Below are 22,935 nucleotides of genomic sequence, written 5' to 3' on the forward strand. Positions count from 1 at the left end.
ACCGCAGGAAGCTTGGATACGCCTAGGCGCGGTCCAAGAAATCGTCCGCACCCCCTTTTGGCCATTTTGCCCTCCAAACGGCACTACCGCCGGCAACATCCAGCAGATACGCTGAATCTAGTCGTATAGGCCCTATGAGAACGGGAGCAACCATGGCAGCCTTGTTCACGACCCCCAAACGCAATGACACTACCGCCGGAACCCATGTTGCCGAACCCGACGTTCGCCGTCGCATAGGACTCGCGCACGGCAGCTGGCGCCGCGTGACGCGCCGCATCGTCTGCGGCCTGGCCTGCGCGCTCACGGTGAGCTCGCTGCTCATGCCGAGCGTCTCGCTCGCAGCGGAATGGGTCAAGGTCGGCGGCAACAAGTACAACACCGCGGCGAGCGACGAGGCCGGTACCTGGTCGTGGGACGGCGCCGACGACTTGAAGCTCAACAACTATAACGGCGGCGAGATCCAGGCCGCAGGCAAGCTCAACGTGAATTACTCGGGAACCAACATCGTCACTGCCGAATGGATCGAAAGCATCAACGTTTCTCATGGCACTAACGAGAATGCCGAGCTCAATATCCAAGGCGACGAGGGCGGCACGCTCAGCGTGACATCTACTGAGGACGCTATCCTCACCACGGGTAATATCAACATCGACGGAGCCGGATCCGTCAACGCCACGAGCACTGGGTTTGATGCCATCAATGCCGGAGGTGATCTCGCTATCAAAGGTTCGGGCAACGTCAACGCCACGGGTGCATCGGATGGCATCAGGGCAAACGGCAATATCACGATTGACGACAGCGGAGCCGTCACCGCCAGGGCTACCAAGGACAAGGGTATTGGAGCCGACAAGAACCTCACCATCAAGGGTGGCGGGACGGTCGAGGCAAGCTCAGCCGATGGTGAGGCCCTTTGGAGCGGCGACAATATCAACATCTCGGACGGCAGCCAGGTCAAGGCAAGCTCCGAGGAAGACGCTGCCGTCGAGGCCAAGGGCAGCCTCGCAGCCACAAACGCCTCCCTCAACGTAAACGGTGTTGAATATGGCGTCTATGCCCACAAGGGCATCACCCTCGATCATGCAAACGTGACGGTCCGTGCAAGTAAAGGCAGATACGGTGGCGCCAACGCCCTCTTCACCTACCAGGACGACATCGTCGTCAAGAACGGCTCCACCGTGGACGCGTTTGCGGAAGGCGAGGTTTCGGCTGCATTCTCCACCAGAAACGATCGACCCAACGAGAAGGGCGGCCACATCTACATCAGCGACTCCGTTGTCAAGGCCATAGCCCGCTATGTCGAGAACGGCGACGGCCCCATCCCCTACAGCGAAAACCAAGATGGCGAGACGAGGCGCGAACCCCAAGGCGAGAACATCGGCATCATCGCCCAGACCAGCGAGGGCGTCACACCCGCAGTCATCTCGATCATCCGCAGCAAGGTAACGGCCGAAGGAGATACAGCGGCAATCTTTGCCCGTGCCATGAGCGCTGACGGCAAGACAATCGGCACCATCAAGATTGAGAACGCCGCCATCCAGACGCCCGAAGGCGGCAAGGTCATTGACTATCGCAAGCTCCGTGACGGCATCTACGAGGCAGGCCAAGCCATCGGCACGGGCGACGCCACGGTCGACTCCCTCTATATCAAAGCAGTCGCCAAAAGTACGACCATCGCACCTCCCGAGGTAGCCAAGCCGGAAGACCCCAAGCCCGACGAGACCAAGCCCGCAGAAAGCAAGCCCGCGGAGTCCAAGCAGAACCCCAAGCCTGAGGGCTCAAAGCCGACCAAGGCCGTTGCGGCTTCAACCACGAAAGCCAAGACTACCGGCGTGCTCGCGGCAACCGGCGACACCTCGGGTGCGGCCATCGTGGCAACCGTCCTTGCGGGAACAGCCGCTATCGCCGCAGGCACCATGGCGAGCCGTAAGCGTTCTTAGACGCCTCTGCGCACATGGCAGCTCCCGCGAAGGCCCCGAGCCCCAGCACCGTTTAACAACGCCACCGCCGAGCTCCCCTCCGGCGGTGGCGTTTTCCATATGCGTCCGCAGGGGATGCACGAGATTGTCTTTGGTCTAGCCCAACCGGCATACGCTGGCGTGCGACAATTGGGGCTGCCGATATCACAACACTGAGAGAAGCCCGTCATGGAAGCGCATCAAAAGCAGATAACCGTTTATTCGAATCATACGGAAAGCGCGCCTGTCATCTACCTTCCTGTGGTCGTGGGCGACGGCAGCGAGGTTTATAAGTGTTGCCGAGAGCTCGACTGTCCGCCTTTCGCCCTCGTCACCATTGGCGGGCTCGATTGGAATCGCGAGCTGAGCCCCTGGGCATGCGACGGGACCGTACGCGATGCCGAGCCTTTCGGCGGCCAAGCTGCCGATTTTCTTGATGAGCTGCTGAATCAGATAATCCCCCAGGTCGAGTCGTCGCTTCCTCAGCCGCCCACCTGGCGCGGCATTGCCGGCTACTCGCTCGCGGGCCTCTTCGCACTCTGGTCCCTCTGGCAAACCGACGCCTTTGACCGCGCCGCGAGCGCATCGGGGTCGCTATGGTTTCCCGACTTTGTCGACCGTGCCAGCACGGCCCCTTTTGCCGGCAGCCCGCAAGCCGTCTACCTGTCACTCGGCAAAAAGGAAACCAAGACGCCCAACCGCATGATGCGGCATGTACTCGACGACACACGCGCGATGGAAGCGTTGCTCGTCGAGCGCGGCATTCCAACAACGCTGGAGCTCAACCCCGGCAATCACTTTGCCCAAACCGACTTACGCATGGCCCGCGGCATCCACTGGATACTGACGCATTAAAAATGGTGCCCACACGCATATACGCATGGGCACCATATCTTGTTTTAGCTGAACGCAGCTGCTACTCAGCAGCCTCCTCAAGCTCGGAGACATCAAACTCAAAGTCGTTACCCGGCAGGATGGCGTTGAGCACGATGCCCACCAGTGAGCCCACGGCAATGCCGGACAGCGAAATGGTCACGCCGCCCAGCTCCAACACGATGGCGCCGGCGGTGCTGTACGCGATGCCGAGCGAAAGCACGAGCACCAGCGCGGCAACCAGCACGTTGCGGTTGTTCTGGAAATCGACCTGGTTCTCGATGAGGTTGCGGACGCCCACAGCGCTGATCATGCCGTAGAGCACGAGCGACACACCGCCGATAACGCATGCCGGCATGGCGGCGATGACCGCGGCGAACTTGGGGCAGAACGAAAGCACGATGGCGCAACACGCGGCAATTCGAATTACGCGCGGGTCGAACACGCGCGTCAGGGCGAGCACGCCGGTGTTCTCGCCATACGTAGTGTTGGCCGGAGCGCCAAAGAGCGAAGCCAGAATCGTGGCAAGGCCGTCGCCGAGCAGCGTGCGATGCAGACCGGGATCGGCAATGTAGTTGCGCTCGCAAGTCGAACCGATAGCAGAGATATCGCCGATATGCTCGATCATGGTCGCGAAGGCCAGCGGCATGATGGTGATGATGGCCGTCGTGGCAAGACCGTTATCGAACTGCGGCCCAAAGAGTGCAAACACGGTGTTGTCCCACACGATGGGCAGACCGACCCACGGAGCGGCGGCAACGCCCGAGAAATCAACCTCGCCGAGCGCAGCCGCAACGGCATAGCTCACCACAACGCCCAGCAAAATCGGCACGATCTTGACCATGCCACGGCCCCAGATGTTGCAGATGACGATAACGGCAACGCCAATGACAGCCACAAGCCAGTTGGTCTGGCAGTTAGCAATAGCGGAGCTCGCCAGGATCAGACCGATCGAAATGACGATGGGGCCAGTCACCACCGGCGGGAAGAAACGCATGACACGCTTGGCGCCAAAGGCGCGGAAGAGCGCCGCAAGCACCGGATAAAGCAGGCCGGCGCAAGCAACGCCCAGACAAGCGTAGGGCAAAAGCTCGGTCTCGCCGTTGGGCGCGATTGCGGCATAACCGGCAATAAAGGCAAACGATGAGCCCAAAAATGCCGGCACCTTACCGCGCGACAGGAAGTGGAACAGCAGCGTGCCCAAACCGGCAAACAAAAGCGTTGCCGAAACCGAGAGACCGGTGAGCACGGGCACCAGCACGGTGGCGCCAAACATGGCAAACAGGTGCTGCAGACCGAGCAAAAACATGCGCGGGCGGCCGAGCGACGATGCGTCGTAGATGGCATCGCTGGCGGCGGGCGTCGAGGACTGGGACATGAGAGTCCTTTCAAAATGGAAGGGCGCTCGAGCATAGCGGATTACCTGCCCGAACGATACGATCCGAACCATTGTACGCGATGCGCCATGTCTCGCACGCGCCGTCACCTGCGAACGTTACCGCTATTTCCAAACGCGCTCGGCAATACGCTTGACCAGCGCGATCTTTGCCCATTGCTCGTCCTCGGTCAGCTTGTTGCCAATCTCGCAGCTGGCAAAGCCGCACTGCGGAGACAGATACAGGTTCTCGAGCGGAACATACTTTGCAGCCTCGTGAATACGCTCGACGATGGCATCCTCGTCCTCAAGCTCAGCGGCCTTGGTGGTCACCAGGCCCAACACGACCTTCTTGCCAGGGGCAACGTACCTCAACGGCTCAAAACCGCCGGCGCGCGGCGTATCGAACTCCAGGTAAAATGCGTCAACATCCTCGTTTGCGAACAGGTATGGCGCGATGGGGTCATAGCCACCCTCGAAGGCATAGGTAGAGTGGTAGTTACCGCGGCACACATGCGTGTTAATGACCAGGTCGTCGGGCTTGCCCTCGATAGCGGCGTTGTTGAGCGCCACGCCCAGCTCACTCACCTTTTGCAGATCAACCGGGCTCATGCCGGTCTTGGACACAAAGTCGGTATCGCAATAGATGCCCCAGGTGCAGTCATCAAACTGGATGTTGCGGCAGCCTGCAGCGTACAGGTCGGCGATCACCGTACGATAAGCGGCTGCGATGGCGTCGGCAAGTTCCTCATCGGTCTTATAGACAGCGCGCAGGCTCTCCTGCTGGCCATCGCAGCGGTCGAGCGTGACCTCAGAGAACGTCTGGATAGGCGCCGGGATGGTCTGGCGTGCAACGTGGTCCTCGCCCTCAAGTGCCTTGACAAACTTAAAGTGCTCGACGAAGGGGTGGTTCTCGCCGCTGATGGAGCCAGTCACCACGGCGGTATCGGCCGTGGTCTCCTCGTCGTGGAACATATATCCCGTACGCGAGGTGCGACGCTCGACGCCGTTCAGCCCCCACATAAAATCGAGGTGCCAGTAGCTGCGGCGAAACTCGCCATCGGTGATGACCTGCAGGCCGGCGGCCTTCTGCTTTGCCACCAAATCGCGAATAGCATCGTCCTCGACGGCCTTAAGGCCGGAAGCGTCAAGTTTACCCGCGACATAGGCGGCACGGGCATCCTTTACAGCCTGCGGACGAAGAAAACTGCCGACGATATCGGCGCGAAACGGCGCGTTCGGTTGAATCGAAGTGCTCATAGATATCTCCCTTTGCATTGGTTGCTTTACTGGGACAGAGTATGAGCGCTCATATGGCCATCGTAAAATATACGTTTATAACAGTTTGATATAGATGCTTCCTATATCAGTCTGGACTGTCATAAAGAGACTTGAACCGTGCGGAGCACAGCAGCCTAGATATGCTGACGAATCGCGTCGATATAGGCCCGACCGTAGCGCGTGAGCGTCGTGTTCTTGCGCGTAATAATGCCGATCTCCATGTACTCGTCCACGTCGAGCGGAATCGAGATAATGCCGGGGCCGTTGAGCTCGTGGCTGATCACGCCCGAGCATACCGTGTAGCCGTTGAGGCCCATGGCCAAATTGAACAGCGTCGCACGGTCACGCACGCGGATATTCTTGCGACGCTCAAAGGTCGAGGTCAGCTCCTCGGAATAATAAAACGAGTTATAGCTGCCCTGCTCGTAGGACAGGAACGGGTAGTCTTCCAGATCCTCGAGCGTCACGCTGGAGCGGCCCGCCAGCGGATGGTCGGCGCAGACGAAGACATGCGGCGTGGCGCAGAAGAGCCCTTCGAACACGAGCTCGTTGGCCACCAGCATGCGCTCGATGACCTCGCGATTGTGCTCCGACAGATACAGGATGCCCAGCTCGCTTTTCATATGCGCGACATCCTCGATAATCTCGTGGGTCTGCTCCTCGCGCAGGGTAAAGTCGTAGCGCGCGGCATCGAACTCGCGGATCACATCGACAAACGCATTAACGGCAAAGGAATAATGCTGGCAGCTCACACTAAAGTGCGGCACCTGCTCGGACGTACCTTTGTACTTGCCCTCGAGCAGGTCGGCCTGGTCGAGCACCTGGCGCGCGTACCCCAAGAAGGTCTCGCCTTCCTCGGACACAATGACACCCTTGTTGGTGCGCTCAAAGATATGCACACCCATCTCGTTTTCGAGATCGCGGATCGACGCGGTAATCGAAGGCTGCGACACAAAGAGCCGGCGCGAGGCCTCGGTGATGCTGCCGCATTCGGCAACTTTGACGACATATCTGAGTTGCTGGAGCTTCATGGCTTTCTCCCTAGACGTTCGTGACGTCAAAACCCGCCGTGTCCATTTGGCTCATAAACGACGGCATCTCCCCCGTCGCGGCGCAGGCGGCAATCTGATGCAGAGCCCCGGCAACCGCATCATCTGCCGCAGCGCCAATATGCCAGCGTGCGGCAGCCGTGACGGCCTCGTTGGCATTGGCGACTGCAACGGAGTTAGGAACGGCATCGATCATGGGCAAATCGTTATCGGAATCGCCAAATACGGCCACCTCGTCGGGCGTCAGGCCCAAAGCGCGCGCCAGCTCCAGCGCAGCGCAGCCCTTGTCCCAGCCGGTCGGAAGAACGTCGAACAGGCGCACGCGGTTGTTGGGAAACACGAGTGAGAGCTCCGGCACCTCAGCGGCAACACGCTCGCGCAGCTCGGCGAGCTCCTCGCGCGAACGGGCACTCCAGATATTCGCCTTGTATACCGGGGCATCGTCAACGACAGGACGACAGGGAGCCTCTTCGCCCTTGAGCCACGCGTTGCCGCCTGACTTCATGGCGCGACGCACACGCTCGGGATCGCTTGTCACGCAATAGGCATCGTTATTCCAAAAGTCATCACCCAGACGGTAGACCTTCAAATACGTATCGTCGGTCTCCTGTTCAAAATAATCGGCTAAGCGCATAAGGACATCGTTATCGATTGCGCGCGAAGCGACTACTTCGCCATCGACAAACATCACCTGGCCGTTGCAAAACGCACCGGTCGAGAAGCACTCGGAGCGATTGCGGAACATCCAGCCCATCGCGGACGGCTGACGACCCGAAACCGGCCCAAAGTGCAAACCCGCCGCCTGCATGGCATGAATACCCTCAATGGCGTAGTCGCTGGCGCCGTCATGCCCGGCTGGAATCAGTGTATCGTCCATATCGGTCAGCACAAGTTTGATCATAAGGTCCCCTCGGTCATTCTTAATCCCATCTATTGTACCGACCTGCCAAAAAGGGACAGGTTTATTTCGGCAGGTTTCATCTGGGAAAACGCAAAGTCCCAGTTGTTACCTGCCAAAATAAACCTGTCCCTTTTTGGCAGGTGCGCTAGTATAGGGAACAACAGATTCGATGCGGGAGTGCCGGCGGTGCAAACCACAAGGCTGAGAGGGCAATGGGCCCAATCCTTTGAACCTGTCAGTTAATGCTGGCGTAGGGAGCATGCCGCCTTTACAGGGGCGCTGTCTATGCACAGCGCCCCTTTTCTATGCCAAGGAGGCATGTGCAGTGATTGATTCGGAACAGCTTAAGCAACATATGGTCAAGGCCGTGGAGGAGATTCGCGCTACCAATCCGATGGCCGGTTCCATCACCAACACGGTGACGATCGACTTTGTCGCCAACGCGCAGCTCGCCGTGGGCGGATCGGCCGCCATGGTCTATCTGCCCGACGAGGGCGAGGCACTCGTTGCCGGCGGCGGCGCCATCTATCTCAACATGGGCACGCTCTTCCCCATTTACGAGCAAACGATTCCCCGCGCGGCCAAGGCGGCACACGACGCCGGTAAGCCCTGGGTGCTCGATCCGGTGGGCCTGGGTATCGGTAGCCTGCGCACCCAGCTGGTCAACGAGCTCAAGCAGTACAAGCCCGCCATCGTGCGCGGCAACGCCTCCGAGATTATCGCGCTCGCCGGCCTGTGGGGTCTTGAGGGCGAGGCGGCCGATCTGAGCCGCGTGCGCGGTGTCGATACCACCGACACGGTCGACGCCGCCCGTGGTGCCGCCGTGGCGCTCGCTCGCCACACCGGTGGCGCCGTTGTGGTCTCGGGCGAAGTCGACCTGATCACCGACGGCACGACGGTGGCCAAGTCTCACGGCGGCAGCCCGCTCATGTCCAAGATCACCGGCTGCGGCTGCTCGCAGGGCGGCGTGCTGGCCGTGTACGCCTGCGCCGCCGACCCGTTTACGGCAGCCGTCTGCGGCACCGCCGTCTACAACGTGGCCGGCACGCGTGCCGCCGCTGTCGCCGACGCCCCGGCAAGCTTTAAGGTCGCCTTTATCGACGAGCTCTACCGCGCAACCGCCCAAGACATCGCCGATAACCGACTCGAGCTCGAGGAGGCATAGGCCATGTCCGAGCCCGCAACCAATGCCGGCATGAACACGCTCGTCGCCGTGGCCATCGCCCCGTGCGGCACCGGCGATGAGCTATCCGCCGAGGTCGCCGAGGTCGTGCGTGTCATTCGCGAGAGCGGCCTGCCCAACCGCACCACCTCCATGTTCACCGAGATCGAGGGCGACTGGGACGAGGTCATGCAGGTCGTGCGCGACGCAACCTTTGTGTTGGCGAGCAAGGGCATCCGCACCGAAGTCGTGCTCAAAGCCGATATTCGACCCGGATTTACCGACACCATGACCGGCAAGCTCGAACGCATGGAAGCGCAGATCAAAAAGCAGGAGGAAGCACGATGAGCATCCGCGACAACCTTGATATCTCGGCCTATCTGGTACTCGGCCCCGAAAACACGCTCGGGCGTCCCGTGGGCGATGTGGTGGCCCAGGCGCTCGACGCCGGCTTTACCTGCATCCAGGTGCGCTCCAAGGTGGCAAGCGCCCGCGAGATCATTGCGCTGACGGGCGACGCCGCGCAGGCAATCGCACAGGCCGGCAAAACCGGTCAGGTTGCCCTGCTGATCGACGACCGCCTGGACTGCGTACTCGCCGCGCGCGAGCAGGGTATTGCTGTCGACGGCGTGCACGTGGGCCAGAGCGACATTCCCGTCGAGGTCTGTCGCAAGCTGCTGGGGCCCAACGCCATCGTGGGCCTTTCCGCCCGTTGCGAGGAGATGCTCGAGTACGTCAAGACCGCCGACATGAGCCTAGTCGACTACCTGGGCATCGGCCCACTCCACGAGACCGAGACCAAGCGCGACTGCGGACGCGCGGCCGACGGCTCTATCATCACCAAGAGCTTTGAGGACCTGGCCGCCCTCCACGCGGCAAGCCCCGTGCCCATCGTGGTGGGCGGCGGCGTCAAGACGGCCGACCTGCCACAGCTCAAGGCCACCGGCGTCGACGGCTTTTTCGTGGTGAGCGCCGTCTGCAGCGCCGATGACCCCTACGCCGCGGCCAAGGAGCTCGTCGACACCTGGCAGCAGGCGTAAGTCTAGGCCGAGCAGCTGATTCGCAGCCTCATATCTTCAGCAATGGAAAGCGCATCCCAGTTTGAGCCTCCATTCCGGGATGCGCTTTCCGCATGCGACCCTTACCCCGCCAGATACGCTTTCAACGCCGGCAAAGTCGCCTCCGCATCTCGACGACCGATCTGATAGATGCGCTCGAGCTCATCCGGTTCGCGGCACAGCGACGGCACCTTCACCGATTCGCTCGGCCGCACCATAAAGACCTCGCCGGCAGCCTCGCGACGCGCCAGGTCATCGAGCGTGGCATTGTAGACCTCATGCCGATGCTCAAGCGCCGCGACAAACTCCGGGTAGTGACGGAACACGCGCCGCAGCATGGGCATAACGCTGTTGGGCTGCTTTACAAAGCCCGCCGGTTGCGTCAGCACCACCACGTTGCGGTCGTAGCCCTGCGCAAACAGCCATGCACTGGGAATAGAATCAGCCACGCCACCATCCAGATATTTGTGTCCCTCAATGACAACAGGACGCGTCGCCACGGGAATAGCCGACGACGCCCGGATCCACTCGATATCGCGCTCATCGCCATAGGGCAGGTCGTGGTAGACAGCCTTGCCCGTCTCGATATCGGTACACACGCACGTAAACCGCATGGGACAGGCGCGATATGTCTCCAGGTCGATGGGATCGCGCTCGATAGGCACCTCGTGATAGGCAAAATCGGCATTGAACATATCGCCGGTCCGCAGCCAGCTTGCTACACCCGCATAGCGCTTATCGGCACAATAGGCCTTGTTATAGCGAATGGCGCGGCCGATCTGGCGCGATTTAAAGTTGTAGCCAAACGCCGCACCCGCCGAGACACCCACCATATGGTCGCAGGTCAAACCGTGCTCCATCCAAACGTCGAGCACGCCCGCCGTATACATACCGCGGTAGCCGCCTCCCTCGAGCGCAAGCCCCACCGTGTGTGATGTCTCCGGCTGTGTCATGCAACCATCTCCGTTCCCATGCTTTTGAACTCAACAAGTATATCTGTCAACGTATGCCGTCAAAAACGTGTTTATAAGCATTTATCGAACGTTTCCCAATGCATTCCCCATGCCGTACCGCAATGCCCCTAGATGGCCTTAGGCATGAACGCCCTTAAGAACGTTGCGGGATAAACATCGCCCGCACCATGCCGACGTCATCGCACGCAACGTGAGATAATTCTCAGCAGAAGTCACCAAAAGCAGAGGGAGTTTATGATGAAGGTTCTTTTGGTCAATGGCAGCCCCAAGGCAAACGGCAACACCGCCCGCGCACTCGCCGAGATCGCCGAGCAACTCAATGCGGAAGGCATTGATACCGAGGTGTTTCAGCTGGGCGCCAAGCCCATTCGCGACTGCATCGGCTGCGGTCAGTGCGGCAAGCTTGGCGGTCGCTGCACCTTTGACGATGACGTGGTGAACGAGCTCATCGCTGCCGCCGAGCAGGCAGACGGCTTTGTCTTTGGCTCGCCCGTCTACTATGCGCATCCCAGCGGACGCATCCTCTCGGCTCTCGACCGCGCATTCTATGCCGGCGGGCATGCCTTTGAGCACAAACCCGGCGCCGCGGTCGCCGTCGCCCGTCGCGGCGGCACGTCGACCACCTTCGATGTGCTCAACAAGTACTTCACCATTAAGCAGATGCCCGTAGTTGCTTCCACCTACTGGAACAACGTGTTTGGCCGCGTGCCCGGCGACGCCGATGGGGATGCCGAGGGCCTTGCCACCATGCGAAACATCGGTAAGAACATGGCTTGGCTTCTACGTTGCATCGAGGCCGGACAGGCCGCCGGTATCAACGCACCCGAGGCAGATCGAGCAACGACCAACTTCATCAGGTAGAACGGCGGAACATACTATGAACGTGCAAATCTTCGGCACCAAGAAGTCCTTCGATACCAAGAAGGCACAGCGTTATTTTAAAGAGCGCCGCATTAAGGTGCAGTTTATCGACCTTAAGGAAAAGGAGATGAGCAAGGGCGAGCTCACGAGCGTGATGCAGGCGGTCGGCGGTATCGACAAGCTGCTCAACCCCAAAGCCAAGGACGAGGAGACGCTCGCGCTCATTCAGCATCTCACCCCCAGTCAGCGCTTCGACAAGCTGCTCGAGAACCAGCAGGTTCTAGCCGAGCCCATCGTGCGCAACGGCAAAAAGGCCACCGTCGGTTATTGCCCCGATGTATGGGGAGCCTGGGAGTAGCTTGTGTTATTTGCCGGCGCGTGGGTATAAGAGCAGGCGTTTGGCATAAGATTCAACTGTAAGCCATGTCTAACAAAGGAGGGCACATGCCCAACAAACCCGTGAAGATCATCATGCTTACCGGATACCTCGGTGCCGGCAAGACCACGCTGCTCAACCACATCCTCGCTAACGACGGCGGCATCCGCGCCGCCGTGATCGTCAACGATATCGGCGAGATCAACGTCGACGCCAGCCTTATCGCCGACGGCGGCCTTTCCGAGACCGATGACCTCATCCCGCTCACCAACGGCTGCATCTGCTGCACGCTTTCGGACGACCTGGCCAACCAGCTGCAGGGCATCGCCGATTCGGGCAACTTCGATTACATCATCATCGAGGCCTCGGGCATTTGCGAGCCCATCCCCATCGCCTACACCATCTCGAGCTTCTGCGACGAGGCCAAGGTGGGAGGCGAGCCCAAGCTCGCGCTCGACAACATCGTGGCCGTGGTCGACTGCGCCCGCATGTACGACGAGTTCAACGGCGGTCGCGACCTGCTGGCAGAGGATATCGACGAGGACGACATCGAGAGTCTGCTCATCCAGCAGATCGAGTTCTGCTCCACGCTGATCCTCAACAAGACCGATACCGTGAGCCCTGAGCAGATCGCCGAGCTTAAGGCCATCGTGCGCAGCCTGCAGAAAGACGCCGTGATCGTCGAGGCCCAAAACGGCGAGGTCCCCATGGAGGAGCTGCTCGACACCGACCGCTTCGACTTTATGCGCGCCTACAACTCCGCCGCCTGGATCGAGGCCATGGAACATCCCGAGGAGCACGACGACCCCGAGGTGCTCGAGTACGACATCGAGACCTTTGTGTACTCGCGCCGCAAGCCGTTTGACCTGCAAAAGTTCACCGATTTTGTTGAGCAGGAGTGGCCCGACGAGGTCATTCGCGTCAAGGGCCCGCTGTGGCAGACCGGCGATCCGGACATGTGCTACATGTTCGAGCAGGCCGGCCACCAGATGCGCCTGATGGAGAACGGCCTGTTTGTCGACTCGGCGCCCGAGGGCGAGAAGCAGAAGATCATCGACGAGAACCCCGAGATCATGCAGATTTGGGACGACGAGACGGGCGACCGCATGACGAGCCTGTGCATCATCGGCCGTCACATGGACAAGGATGCGCTCATCGCCTCCCTCGATGCCTGCCTGACCGACTGGCACCGCGCCTAGGTTTATCCAAGCGGACATTTTTCCGCTACGTAACCGCCAAACCACCACGAAGGTGCCTGTCCCCTTTGTGGTGGTTTTTCGTTCTGAGCCAAGGAGATTCATGTTCAACATTGTGCTGTATGCGCCCGAGATTCCGGCCAATACGGGCAATATCGGCCGCACCTGCGTGGTTACCGGCGCCCGCCTGCATCTGGTGGAGCCGCTGGGCTTCTCGCTCGACGACAAAACGGCACGTCGCGCCGGCCTGGGCTACTGGCAAAACTTGGACGTGACCACCTATGCCAGCTGGGAGGATTTCCTTGCGCGCAATGGCCTCTCCCCTGCCGACGAACGCCTGCATCTGCTGACCAAAAAGGCACGCCGCACCTATGCGCAGAGCACCTACCGCGACGGCGACTACTTGGTCTTTGGCAGCGAGAGCTCGGGCATTCCCGAGCCGCTGCTCGCCGCGGCGCCCGAGCGCTGCGAGCGCATCCCTATGCTGCGCGATTGCGACTCGCTCGATAACGCCGAGGCCTGGGAAGCCCACGAGGAATCGCTCGGGCATACCGAGGACGGCCACGAAGCCATCCTTCGGCAGGACATCTGCGGCAACTTCGTCAATCCGGACGACTACCGCATCAGCGCACTCAACCTCTCCAACAGCGCCGCCATCGTCCTCTACGAAGCCCTGCGCCAAACAGGCTTTCCGGGAATGTGACAAAGGAACTGTCCCTTTGTCACATTCAAGCGCCGCGCCGATGGCGCACACGCCTAATTGATGCTCTAGATAAAGAGCCTCACTTTTAATCAGAATTAACTAAAGTAAAATGAAGTTAAACGGCGGTGTGAAAGGAGAGCCTTGTGGAATATCTCGAGAACCCGTTTACCCCCAGTTTTGGTGAGGTTCCCGCCCATCTCGCTGGCAGACAACAGATTATTCGGGATTTGGACCGTGCCTTCTTGAGCCAGCGCAGGCGCCCAGAATTGACCTCGATCTTCTCAGGCGCGCGTGGAACCGGTAAAACCGCTCTCATGTCGTCGCTCGCGACAAGGGCGGAATCCCACGGCTGGATAGCCGTAAAGACGACCGCGCTCCCGGGAATGCTTGAGGAACTCGAGTTCGGGGCGAAACGCGCCGCAGCCCATCTCATCGACCCGTCCAACCACTTCGAAGTCACCGGCCTCGGAATTGCACCGCTCGGCAGCATCGAGGTCAATCGTGTCCACGATGCCTCAACCTGGCGTTATCGCATGAGCGACATCATCGACCAGCTCAACGAGGCGGGCACCGGTCTGCTCGTCACGGTTGACGAGGTGGACCCGACACTCGACGAGATGATTCAGCTCGCAGCGACGTATCAGCACTTTGTGACCGATGGGAAACGCGTCGCCCTGCTCATGGCGGGACTTCCCAACAACGTCTCGACGTTGCTGAACCACAAGACGGTCTCGTTCCTTCGCCGCGCCCAACAATATCATCTGGGTCGCATTGCCGACTATGACGTACGCGAGGCCTTGATTCGCACGATCCAGGAAAACGATCGCTTGGCAGATGCTGAGGGAATCGATAGAGCCGTTCGCTCGATCTCTGGTTTTCCCTTCCTATTGCAACTCGTAGGCTACCGTGCCTGGGATCTCACAAGCGATTCGAAGGAGATCTCGTCACGCGACTTTGACCTGGGAATCAAAATCGCGCGCGACGAGATGGACAACCGAATCCTCGCGGCAACCTATCGGGAACTCACTGCAGAGGACAAGCGATTCCTCATCGCCATGCTCGATGACGAGGAAGAGTCCACCACCGCTGACCTTGTCGAGCGCCTTAGGCGTTCGCCGCAGCAGGTCTCCCGCTACCGACGCCGCATGATAGACGCCGGCATCATCGGGGAGCGAGGACGAGGGCTCGTCGCATTTGAATTGCCATTCTTCCGCGACTATCTCTCCGCTCAGTGCGTGAAATAGGCATCAATGAGGCAAAGGGACTGTCCCTTTGCCTCATTGTCTATAGGTAGCGGCCAGTAACGCTCTTGGGACAGGCAGCGATATCCGCCGGCGTGCCGGCGCAGACGATTTGCCCGCCGGCGTCGCCACCGCCCGGGCCCATGTCGATCACATAATCGGCGTTACGGATAAGGTCGAGATCGTGTTCGATCACGATAACCGTGGCGCCCTTGGAAACAAGGCCGTCGAACACACTCAGCAACACCTGAACATCGAGCGGATGTAGTCCGATCGTGGGCTCGTCGAATACGAACACGGCATCGTCCTGCACGCGGCCCATCTCGCTCGCGAGCTTAAGGCGTTGTGCCTCGCCGCCCGAGAGCGCCGGCGTGGGCTCACCGAGCGTGAGATAGCCCAAGCCTAGGTCATGCAAGGTCTGCAAGCGCGCCTGGACTTTCTTGAGTCCCACCGTGGCGTCGAGGGCCTCGTCCACACTCATGTCCATGAGCTGCGGCAACGTAAGCAAGCTCCCGTCCTTGCCCTCGCGATGGATATGCGAGGCGGCCTCGGCGTAGCGCGAACCACGGCATGCCGGGCAGATGATCTCGACGTCGGGCAAAAACTGCACGTCGAGCGATATCGAGCCCGTGCCGTCACACGTAGGGCAGCGCAAGGCGCCGGTGTTGTAGCTAAAGGCGCCCGCCTTGTAGCCGGCTGCCTTAGCCTCGGGCGTACGGGCGAAGGCGCGGCGCAGCTCGTCATGAATGTCGGCATAGGTCGCTACCGTCGAGCGTACGTTGGCGCCGATGGGCGTAGCGTCAATCAGATTTGCGCGGCCAATGCCCTCGGCATCGACCCAACGCACGTGCCCCGGCAAGCGCTCGCCAGCTGCCTGCGCCTTAAGTGCAGGAATGAGCGTCTCGAGCACGAGCGTCGTCTTACCCGAACCCGAAACGCCCGTTACCGCGACAAGGCGGCCGCGCGGGATATCAACCTCGAGCGGCTTGACGGTATGGATGGCATCGGTTGCCATGCGGATATGTCCCTGGTCGAACATTTCGTCGTCAGTCACCTGCGGACGCAAGCGCTTGAGCTCGGCGCGCAAAAACGGCGCGATACGGCTGCCCTGCGATTGCTCGACCTCGTCTACCGTACCAGCGGCGATTACACTGCCGCCGCCTGCTCCGGCAACGGGGCCCATCTCGACCAGATAGTCGGCTTCCGCCAGTACGCGCGTATCGTGGTCGACAACAACCACGGTGTTGCCGTCATCCACCAGATCGCGCATCACGCCCACCAAGCCGTCGACATTGGCGGGATGTAAGCCGATCGAAGGCTCGTCCAGCACATAGAGCACGCCCGTCGATCGGTTGCGCACCACGCGGGCGAGCTGAACGCGCTGGCGCTCACCCGTGGAGAGCGTGGCACCAGCGCGGTCGAGTGAAAGGTAATCGAGACCCAGGTCGACCAGACGACGGGCCACGCTCAAAAACGAATCGCAGATATCCGTCGCCATGGGCCGCATCTCGGGCGGCAAGGATGCGGGCACCCCGCGCACCCACTCAACCGCATCGCCAAGCGTCATGGCCGCGGCCTGCGCCAGATTGATACCGCACACCTGGGGCTGGCGCGCAGCCTCGGAGAGACGCGTGCCGCCGCAATCGCGGCATGCTCCCTCGCGCAAAAAGCGCGCAACGCGTTTGAGGCCCTTGTCGTCCTTAACCTTGGCGAGCGCATTCTCGACGGTATAGACGGCGTTGTAATAGGTGAAGTCGAGCGGCGTGGCACCCTCGCCGTTTTTGGGAACGTAGAGAATGTGCTTCTTAACCGCCGGGCCGTGGAACACGATGTCGCGTTCTTCAGGCGTGAGCTGGTTAAACGGCACATCGGTGCGCACGCCCATCTCGCCAGCCACTTGCTTCATCAGATCCCACATGAGCGTACCCCAGGGAAGCACCGCGCCCTCGTTGATAGTCTTTGACTCATCGGGCACCAGGCTCGCTTCGTCCACCTCGCGCATGACACCGGTGCCGCCGCAGGTGGGACAGGCACCGCCGCTGTTAAAGGCAAGGTCCTCGGCGCTCGGCGCGTAGAACTCGCGACCGCATGCAGGGCACGTGAGCGACAGGCCCGCAGCCACGTTAAGGCTCGGCTCCACGCGCGCCCCGCAGTGCGGACACACGTGATGGGCGCAACGGCTAAAGAGCAGGCGCAGGCTGTTGTTGAGCTCGGTCATGGTACCAAAGGTCGAGCGCACGCCCGGCACGCTGGGGCGCTGATGCAATGCGAGCGCCGCCGGTACGTGCAATACCTCATCCACCTGGGCGTGTTCGGCCTGCGTCAGGCGACGTCGAGTATAGGTGCTGAGCGCTTCCAAGTAGCGGCGCGAACCCTCGGCATAAAGAACCCCCAGTGCCAGCGAACTCTTGCCCGAACCCGATACGCCGGCAATACCCACCAGCTTTCCCAGCGGAATATCGATATCGATGTCTTTGAGGTTATGGACGCGCGCGCCGCGTACCTCGATAGCCTGCGGGCTCATCTTCTGTTCCGTCACCTTTATCACCCTACTCATGCCATAAAACTCGATCGCGAACGTACGCGCCCAGCATGGGCACGGTAAATCGGACGAGGCCGTATCCGGCAGCCTCGATGACACGCTCGCGAATCAGGCTTGCGCGATATTTGCTCGCCCAGCTCTGGGTGCGATCGCAGCGCTCAATGATATCCGCCATGCGAGTCGGTTTGCCCTCGTCAACCGCCATGGCCTCGATAAAAAGGCGCTGTGGACTGCGCAGCCCGTAATATAGAGGCGCGTCAACCGCTTCGTAGAACTCGGAGACGGCATCCGCATGGCCATCCTCGACATCGTGCCTTTCGATGACTTGCGAGCCACGCCGGACAGCAGAGCGCCACATGTAATAGCCCACCAGCTGAACCATATAGGGATGCCCCATGCTCTTGTGTGCCGCAAGATCCGCCGTCCCCGCGTCAACGTAAAGACCAGCGTTTTTGACCGTCTGGATATATGAATCGCGCACCTTGGGCAAAGAAATCGCCCCCAGCGTACGCTGCTGGGCACGCCGCAAAAACGTCACGCTCGGCTCTTCGAGCAGATCGTCAACCATACTGGGTAAGCCGGCAAACACCAGCGCAAGACCGCGCTGGTCGCTATCGGACAAGCCCGTGGCATCCTGGTCTCCGAGCACCTGCTGATAGAGAACGGCAAGGGCCGCCAGCTCCTCGATAGACGCCGATTGTGCCTCGTCAATCGCAAACAGCATGCCTTTGCCTGGATCGAGCTTCTTAAGGCGCTCGTTGACCAGCCCGCGCAGCGTTTCACCCTTTGCACGCGCCGCCTCGACCGACATGCGCCCGAATGATGGACTGAGTTCCATTGACGTCACAACGGGTTTATTCGAGCGAAGTGCATCGGCCAAGCGGTCGCATAAGCCAAGCGAAGCGGAATCGGAGACAACCGCCCATCCGCGCTCATTGGCTAGACGTTGCAGCTCCCGCAGGAGAACCGTCTTGCCGCAACCGCGGTTTCCCGTAATGAGTATGAGCCTGCCCGGCGCTCCGGCGCCGTTATCGAGCCCTTCCTCGAAATCTTCGATGACCGACTCGCGACCGATGAGTATCGGAGGCCGCTTGCCAGCCGTGGGCTTAAAGGGATTTGGATTCATGTCGGCCTCCTCGGATTGGCAAACCTTGGCAATAGTTATACCAACTTGTACCGAGTTATACCAATAGCATGTGACAAAGGAACTGTCCCTTTGTCACATGTGGCCGAAAAACTCGGCGTCTGCTGCTCGCCAGGGGCGAAAGGTGGCGGGATCGACCTTTACGTGCGCCGTGGCGGGGACGTCGTGCCACTTGACGGTGTAGCCGGCGCCATGAGAGCAGAAGACCGAGTCGGGCGTATTGGGCAGATCGGCCTCGGGCTTATAGGCGGCCGCCTCAATTACGCGCTCAGCATCATGACAGGGCGCGTGGCCGGCAAACTCCAGGTACAGATGCCCGCGGCCACTCGTATAGGCAGCCACCTCCAGCGCGTAATCCTGCACTTCGGATGCCGGCACGCGGCCCATGAGCTTGGCGCGGTCTCCCGCCATCGTCGGCGGCTCGTACTCGGCACCCATACGCGTAGCATCCGAAAGCGCCCGGCCCACACACTCCCCCGGCACCTCGAGCTCAAAGTGGTACCACGGCTCCAACAGCACCGCCGCGCCCGCCTCACGCGCCTGCATGAACCCCTGGCGAATCGCGCGGTACGTGGCCTGGCGAAAATCGCCGCCCTCGGTGTGTTTGGCATGCGCACGGCCGCCCGTGAGCGTAATGCGCACATCGGTGACGGGCGAGCCAGTCAGCACGCCCAGGTGATCGCGCTCCATGGCGTTGGTGAGCGCCAGACGCTGCCAGTTCAAGTCGAGCTCGTCAGTCGAGGTCACGGTGCCAAATTGCACGCCCGAGCCCGCCGGTAACGGCTCCAAACGCAGATGTACCTCGGCATAGTGGCGCAGCGGCTCAAAGTGGCCCACGCCCTCGACCGGCTGCGAAATAGTCTCCTTATAGAGAATGCCGCCGGGCTCAAACGCAATCGAAAGGCCAAAACGATCTGCCAACACCCGCTGCACGACCTCGAGTTGCACGGCGCCCATCAGCTGCAGGTGAATCTGCTCCAGATGAGTATTCCAGCTTACGCCGAGCATAGGATCTTCGTCCGCTAACTCTGTCAGTGCTTTGAACACCGCGTGGACATCGTGTTCGCCCGGAAGCACCGTATAGGTGAGAACCGGCGCAATGACAGGCGCATCGCCCGCGGGCTCCGCACCCAGGGCGTCCCCTGGGCGAACGTGCGCAAGACCCGTCACGGCACAAATACCGCCAGCGGCAACTTCTTGGGCAAGCTCATACTTCTCGCCGTTATAGATGCGCACCTGATCGACCTTCTGCTCCCATGCCTCGGCACCGGAACGTCCGCTAATCATCTGCTTGGCATGCAGCATGCCGCCCGTCACCTTGACCCAGGCAAGACGCTCGCCACGCTCTCCACGACTCACGCGGTAGACACGCGCGGCGAACTCCTGGGGCCATGTTCGCTCGCGCATCAGAGCACATATGCCGTCGAGCAGCTCTGCCACACCCTGGTCCTTGAGCGCCGATCCCGCAAAGCAGGGAAACAATTTGCGCTCGGCAACCATGCGTGACAGCATTGCGACAGAAAGCTCACCCGCCTCAAGAAACTCCTCGAGCGCCGCCTCGTCCAACGCAGCAGCGTCCTCCTGAACGGAGCCGCCCGCCAGCAGTTCGCTGGCATCCAGGCAGCCCTCGGAAAGACGTTGCCCAAGTTGTGCCAGCAAAACATCGCGGCCGGGATTCTCCAAATCGATTTTGTTGATATAGATGAACGTCGGGATGTCATAGCGTGCAAGCAGGCGCCACAGGGTTTCGGTGTGCCCCTGCACGCCGTCGTTGGCGCCCACAACTAAAATCGCGTAGTCCAGCGCGCGCAATGTGCGCTCCGCCTCGGCCGAAAAATCGACATGCCCCGGTGCATCCACGAGCATGACGTGGGTATCGCCATGGTCGAGTACGGCCTGCGACGAGAAAATCGTGATGCCACGCTCGCGCTCGATCGCGTCAGTGTCCAGATGCGAATCACCATCGTCCACGCGGCCGCGCTTGCGAATGCGACCCGCGTTGAACAGCATGGCCTCGGCCAGCGTGGTCTTGCCGGCATCGACATGCGCCACAATTCCAACGACCGCTTGCTTCGACATGGCTCTCCTCTTATTGCAAGCCCATCGCACGCGGCAACGGGCATCCTCGTTCCACACTGGATGATACAATTTACGGGCCGGCGGGCGAAGCGGGCCCTATCCCCCGACCGAGCTCATCGCCCCGCGTTGCCGCGCGGCGATTTTCGTAGGTTCGCGCCTTGCGAAAGCCGGCACCTCCCTTTTTTGTCTGCCCGGGGTCATCTGGGACGGTAGCAACGCGAGCCCCACAACAACGCGTTTTACCAAAAATGGCCCCACTCGGGGCCATTTTCATTTCGGTGAAACGCTGGTATGTGACTCGGCCTTTATGCCTCGCGCAGCCAATCAAACGCGACGCGCGGCGTACCGTCCGACACATATACGATACCGGCGCGCTTAAACCCGGCCTTGGCGATGGCTCCCTGCATGGGCAGGTTGTCCTGATGCGTGTCGATGCGCAGGTGATCGGCACGCTCCTTGGCAAAGGCAAACATCGCAGCCGCGATACCGTGCACGGTGCCATCGGACGCCACACGGTGCAGCACGGCGTACGGAGTGTCGCTGCGCCATTGACCATCCTCAATTACGTCATAGCACTCGTCCGGGCCGGGCAAAAAGGCAAACGTCGCCACCACGCGGCCATCGACTTCGCACACATAGCTGCCACCGGCGGCGATATCGGCAGCCAGTTGCTCGGCAGAAGGCGTGCCCTCGGGCCACTGTGTGGCGTTGCCATGCGCGCGCATAAAGGCGCGGGCCGCGTCATAGATAGCCATGACAGCGGGAATGTCGGTATCGAGGGTTTTTCTGATCATCACGCGGCGACCTCACGTTTATTGGTATCACTTTGATTGAGCAATGATACCAACGTTTGGAGAGGGGCGCGATGCAGATGGGGAGCAAAAAGCGAGCCGCCTGGTCAAAAGCAAAAAGCGAGTTTTTGAGCACTGCCACCGGCGGCGATATGAGCGACCTGTTTGCACGCGAGGACGAGCGCCGCGACGCCCTGGACGCCGAGCGCGATGAGGCCTGGCGCTACAAGTCGTGCGAGCGCAAAAACCGTTACGACACGCGCGCCGAGGCCGAGGCCGTTATGGCCGACTGCGAAAACCGCGGGCGGCGCGGTTTGGCCTGCTACAAATGCGAATACTGCGGCGGATGGCACCTGACGTCGCACCCTTGGAAATAGGCGCCGCATCGGCACGGCATTGACGGAGCGCCAGCCATCGCACGCAAGCTACGGGCGCGGCGGCACCAAAACATCGTAACGAACGGCCTTGCCCGCAAGTTGATAGCTCGGCTTAACGCCGGCAAGCAGTGGCCCCTTCACCGGTCGCTTGATAACGACCTTGCGCGGGTGCACCGCAAGCGCAGCTTCGACCAACGTCTCCTCATCGGCGCACGGCTGTTCCAGATGATGCAAGAGTTGGAACTTCTTTTTAACCGCCGCGCTCTTGGTGCGTCCGGGAAACATGGGGTCCAGATACACCACGTCAGGAACGGTGAGCTCGCCCTGCCCGATCAGCTCAGCTGTATGGCGAAGGCCGGCAATGCTGTCCTCGCCCGCATGTAAGCGCATGCGCGCCACGGCTGTCGCAAGCGCCGGATCATCTGCCGCGCGATCCAAGGCATCCTTGAGGAGCGCCGCGATCACGCAATCCTGCTCATACAGATCGACGGCAAAACCCGCAGCCGCCAGCAGCAGCGAATCCTCGCCAAAGCCTGCCGTGGCGTCAATCGCCCATGGGCTCTCGATGCCTTTTGTGCGCGCGGCCTTTACCAACAGCTCTTGCTGCAGACGGCCCTGCTTGAGTCGCGGCAGCATGCGGCCAAAATCCGCGCGCAGCTCCATCGTGCCGTCGGTGAGCGTGAGGCCCTCGGGCTTCCCGATCAGCTCAAGCCCCGCGGCCCGAGCAACAGATAAGGGATCGACGACGCCCATGGACACTCCTTAACAAGCAAAACGAATACGCGGGGCACCGTTTATGTCAGCACCCAACCGTTCGCTATTGTCCCACATGCGACATGGCCCACAGCATCCCAATGCAAAGCACCGTCATCAATCCCGTGCACACGGCAGCGATCGCAGAATCACTCATGCGCCTTCCCAACGACCGCGGCTCATGCACTTGCCCTGCTCCGTACATCATGGCTCCTCCTTGAGACCAGCTCTTACCATGGACCCA

The 22,935-nt window shown here is 60.8% G+C and carries 21 protein-coding genes and 1 riboswitch; of the genes, 11 read left to right on the forward strand and 10 right to left on the reverse strand.

The annotated features are described in order from the left end of the window. The first annotated feature begins 152 nt into the window (after positions 1–152). Positions 153–1,937 (forward strand): carbohydrate-binding domain-containing protein, encoded by a 1,785-nt coding sequence (locus FGQ61_RS08070; protein ID WP_161115311.1) that lies wholly within the window; start codon positions 153–155, stop codon positions 1,935–1,937. Between the two features lie 207 nt (positions 1,938–2,144). Next, the gene (locus FGQ61_RS08075; protein ID WP_117716506.1) at positions 2,145–2,810 is read left to right on the forward strand and encodes an alpha/beta hydrolase; all 666 of its coding nucleotides are present in this window, start codon (positions 2,145–2,147) and stop codon (positions 2,808–2,810) included. Positions 2,811–2,871: 61 nt separating this feature from the next. On the opposite strand, the gene FGQ61_RS08080 is transcribed toward FGQ61_RS08075, so the two are convergent. From FGQ61_RS08080 to FGQ61_RS08095, 4 genes are all read right to left on the reverse strand, one after another. Next, positions 2,872–4,206, reverse strand: a complete 1,335-nt coding sequence (locus FGQ61_RS08080; protein WP_138111850.1) for a uracil-xanthine permease family protein — start codon at positions 4,204–4,206, stop codon at positions 2,872–2,874. Between the two features lie 123 nt (positions 4,207–4,329). Further along, positions 4,330–5,463, reverse strand: coding sequence for a 5-methyltetrahydropteroyltriglutamate--homocysteine S-methyltransferase (locus FGQ61_RS08085; protein ID WP_229025959.1), 1,134 nt, complete (start codon positions 5,461–5,463; stop codon positions 4,330–4,332). 155 nt (positions 5,464–5,618) lie between these two features. Next, on the reverse strand, positions 5,619–6,515 hold the full coding sequence (locus FGQ61_RS08090) for a LysR family transcriptional regulator (protein ID WP_138111844.1): 897 nt from the start codon (positions 6,513–6,515) through the stop codon (positions 5,619–5,621). A gap of 10 nt (positions 6,516–6,525) precedes the next feature. Then, a complete protein-coding gene (locus FGQ61_RS08095) occupies positions 6,526–7,434 on the reverse strand; it encodes an HAD-IIB family hydrolase (RefSeq protein WP_138375182.1) in 909 nt (302 codons plus the stop codon). 163 nt (positions 7,435–7,597) lie between these two features. Beyond that, positions 7,598–7,708: riboswitch (TPP riboswitch) on the forward strand. A 51-nt stretch (positions 7,709–7,759) separates the two neighbouring features. Here FGQ61_RS08095 and thiM point away from each other — a divergent pair. The 3 genes from thiM to FGQ61_RS08110 are packed head-to-tail and all read left to right on the forward strand — an operon-like array spanning position 7,760 to position 9,636. Then, a complete protein-coding gene (gene thiM / locus FGQ61_RS08100) occupies positions 7,760–8,599 on the forward strand; it encodes a hydroxyethylthiazole kinase (RefSeq protein WP_238022525.1) in 840 nt (279 codons plus the stop codon). 3 nt (positions 8,600–8,602) lie between these two features. Further along, a complete protein-coding gene (locus tag FGQ61_RS08105; RefSeq protein ID WP_225093307.1) occupies positions 8,603–8,944 on the forward strand; it encodes a thiamine-binding protein in 342 nt (113 codons plus the stop codon). Then, positions 8,941–9,636 carry a thiamine phosphate synthase gene (locus FGQ61_RS08110; protein WP_117769839.1) on the forward strand — a complete coding sequence of 232 codons (696 nt, stop codon included), beginning with the start codon at positions 8,941–8,943 and terminating at the stop codon, positions 9,634–9,636. The genes FGQ61_RS08105 and FGQ61_RS08110 overlap by 4 nt, the downstream gene beginning before the upstream one ends. Before the next feature lie 101 nt (positions 9,637–9,737). Here the strand turns inward: FGQ61_RS08110 and FGQ61_RS08115 are convergent, their stop codons facing one another. Next, the gene (locus FGQ61_RS08115; protein WP_138111838.1) at positions 9,738–10,607 is read right to left on the reverse strand and encodes a patatin-like phospholipase family protein; all 870 of its coding nucleotides are present in this window, start codon (positions 10,605–10,607) and stop codon (positions 9,738–9,740) included. Between the two features lie 258 nt (positions 10,608–10,865). Between FGQ61_RS08115 and FGQ61_RS08120 the strand changes: the two genes are divergently transcribed. From FGQ61_RS08120 to FGQ61_RS08140, 5 genes are all read left to right on the forward strand, one after another. Then, complete coding sequence (locus FGQ61_RS08120) at positions 10,866–11,489, forward strand: flavodoxin family protein (RefSeq protein WP_138111835.1); 624 nt, start codon at positions 10,866–10,868, stop codon at positions 11,487–11,489. A 16-nt stretch (positions 11,490–11,505) separates the two neighbouring features. Next, the gene (locus FGQ61_RS08125; protein ID WP_055252194.1) at positions 11,506–11,847 is read left to right on the forward strand and encodes an arsenate reductase family protein; all 342 of its coding nucleotides are present in this window, start codon (positions 11,506–11,508) and stop codon (positions 11,845–11,847) included. A gap of 86 nt (positions 11,848–11,933) precedes the next feature. Continuing rightward, positions 11,934–13,064 carry a GTP-binding protein gene (locus FGQ61_RS08130; RefSeq protein WP_035137003.1) on the forward strand — a complete coding sequence of 377 codons (1,131 nt, stop codon included), beginning with the start codon at positions 11,934–11,936 and terminating at the stop codon, positions 13,062–13,064. Positions 13,065–13,164: 100 nt separating this feature from the next. Next, on the forward strand, positions 13,165–13,764 hold the full coding sequence (locus FGQ61_RS08135) for a tRNA (cytidine(34)-2'-O)-methyltransferase (RefSeq protein ID WP_138111829.1): 600 nt from the start codon (positions 13,165–13,167) through the stop codon (positions 13,762–13,764). Positions 13,765–13,907: 143 nt separating this feature from the next. Next, positions 13,908–15,008: an AAA family ATPase gene (locus FGQ61_RS08140; RefSeq protein WP_138111826.1), complete on the forward strand. Its 1,101-nt coding sequence runs from the start codon at positions 13,908–13,910 to the stop codon at positions 15,006–15,008. A gap of 40 nt (positions 15,009–15,048) precedes the next feature. Here the strand turns inward: FGQ61_RS08140 and FGQ61_RS08145 are convergent, their stop codons facing one another. The 4 genes from FGQ61_RS08145 to FGQ61_RS08160 all read right to left on the reverse strand — a co-directional run bounded on the left by FGQ61_RS08145 (position 15,049) and on the right by FGQ61_RS08160 (position 21,564). After that, a complete protein-coding gene (locus tag FGQ61_RS08145) occupies positions 15,049–17,562 on the reverse strand; it encodes an excinuclease ABC subunit UvrA (protein ID WP_171021558.1) in 2,514 nt (837 codons plus the stop codon). Beyond that, entirely contained in the window at positions 17,555–18,673 is a 1,119-nt protein-coding gene (locus FGQ61_RS08150; RefSeq protein WP_138111823.1) for an AAA family ATPase, read from the reverse strand. The genes FGQ61_RS08145 and FGQ61_RS08150 overlap by 8 nt, the downstream gene beginning before the upstream one ends. Before the next feature lie 93 nt (positions 18,674–18,766). Then, positions 18,767–20,770 (reverse strand): elongation factor G, encoded by a 2,004-nt coding sequence (locus FGQ61_RS08155; protein ID WP_138375183.1) that lies wholly within the window; start codon positions 20,768–20,770, stop codon positions 18,767–18,769. 305 nt (positions 20,771–21,075) lie between these two features. Further along, positions 21,076–21,564: a GNAT family N-acetyltransferase gene (locus tag FGQ61_RS08160; protein WP_138375184.1), complete on the reverse strand. Its 489-nt coding sequence runs from the start codon at positions 21,562–21,564 to the stop codon at positions 21,076–21,078. A gap of 125 nt (positions 21,565–21,689) precedes the next feature. On the opposite strand from FGQ61_RS08160, the gene FGQ61_RS08165 reads away from it, so the two are divergent. Continuing rightward, on the forward strand, positions 21,690–21,938 hold the full coding sequence (locus FGQ61_RS08165) for a hypothetical protein (protein ID WP_229025960.1): 249 nt from the start codon (positions 21,690–21,692) through the stop codon (positions 21,936–21,938). Between the two features lie 48 nt (positions 21,939–21,986). On the opposite strand, the gene FGQ61_RS08170 is transcribed toward FGQ61_RS08165, so the two are convergent. Next, positions 21,987–22,691: a class I SAM-dependent methyltransferase gene (locus tag FGQ61_RS08170; RefSeq protein WP_138375186.1), complete on the reverse strand. Its 705-nt coding sequence runs from the start codon at positions 22,689–22,691 to the stop codon at positions 21,987–21,989. Positions 22,692–22,935: the final 244 nt, after the last annotated feature.

Origin of the sequence: Collinsella aerofaciens (assembly GCF_005844325.1) — a bacterium.
Classification (GTDB): domain Bacteria; phylum Actinomycetota; class Coriobacteriia; order Coriobacteriales; family Coriobacteriaceae; genus Collinsella; species Collinsella aerofaciens_G.

Excerpts from the sequence above, each read along its gene's own strand:
- FGQ61_RS08105 (WP_225093307.1), top strand. The coding sequence starts at position 8,603 with ATGTCCGAGCCCGCAACCAATGCCGGCATGAACACGCTCGTCGCCGTG.
- FGQ61_RS08135 (WP_138111829.1), top strand. The coding sequence starts at position 13,165 with ATGTTCAACATTGTGCTGTATGCGCCCGAGATTCCGGCCAATACGGGC.
- FGQ61_RS08085 (WP_229025959.1), bottom strand. The coding sequence starts at position 5,463 with ATGAGCACTTCGATTCAACCGAACGCGCCGTTTCGCGCCGATATCGTC.
- FGQ61_RS08130 (WP_035137003.1), top strand. The coding sequence starts at position 11,934 with ATGCCCAACAAACCCGTGAAGATCATCATGCTTACCGGATACCTCGGT.
- FGQ61_RS08110 (WP_117769839.1), top strand. The coding sequence starts at position 8,941 with ATGAGCATCCGCGACAACCTTGATATCTCGGCCTATCTGGTACTCGGC.
- FGQ61_RS08160 (WP_138375184.1), bottom strand. The coding sequence starts at position 21,564 with ATGATCAGAAAAACCCTCGATACCGACATTCCCGCTGTCATGGCTATC.
- FGQ61_RS08080 (WP_138111850.1), bottom strand. The coding sequence starts at position 4,206 with ATGTCCCAGTCCTCGACGCCCGCCGCCAGCGATGCCATCTACGACGCA.
- FGQ61_RS08155 (WP_138375183.1), bottom strand. The coding sequence starts at position 20,770 with ATGTCGAAGCAAGCGGTCGTTGGAATTGTGGCGCATGTCGATGCCGGC.
- FGQ61_RS08125 (WP_055252194.1), top strand. The coding sequence starts at position 11,506 with ATGAACGTGCAAATCTTCGGCACCAAGAAGTCCTTCGATACCAAGAAG.
- FGQ61_RS08145 (WP_171021558.1), bottom strand. The coding sequence starts at position 17,562 with ATGAGTAGGGTGATAAAGGTGACGGAACAGAAGATGAGCCCGCAGGCT.
- FGQ61_RS08070 (WP_161115311.1), top strand. The coding sequence starts at position 153 with ATGGCAGCCTTGTTCACGACCCCCAAACGCAATGACACTACCGCCGGA.
- FGQ61_RS08120 (WP_138111835.1), top strand. The coding sequence starts at position 10,866 with ATGAAGGTTCTTTTGGTCAATGGCAGCCCCAAGGCAAACGGCAACACC.
- FGQ61_RS08150 (WP_138111823.1), bottom strand. The coding sequence starts at position 18,673 with ATGAATCCAAATCCCTTTAAGCCCACGGCTGGCAAGCGGCCTCCGATA.
- FGQ61_RS08075 (WP_117716506.1), top strand. The coding sequence starts at position 2,145 with ATGGAAGCGCATCAAAAGCAGATAACCGTTTATTCGAATCATACGGAA.
- FGQ61_RS08170 (WP_138375186.1), bottom strand. The coding sequence starts at position 22,691 with ATGGGCGTCGTCGATCCCTTATCTGTTGCTCGGGCCGCGGGGCTTGAG.
- FGQ61_RS08090 (WP_138111844.1), bottom strand. The coding sequence starts at position 6,515 with ATGAAGCTCCAGCAACTCAGATATGTCGTCAAAGTTGCCGAATGCGGC.
- FGQ61_RS08115 (WP_138111838.1), bottom strand. The coding sequence starts at position 10,607 with ATGACACAGCCGGAGACATCACACACGGTGGGGCTTGCGCTCGAGGGA.
- FGQ61_RS08095 (WP_138375182.1), bottom strand. The coding sequence starts at position 7,434 with ATGATCAAACTTGTGCTGACCGATATGGACGATACACTGATTCCAGCC.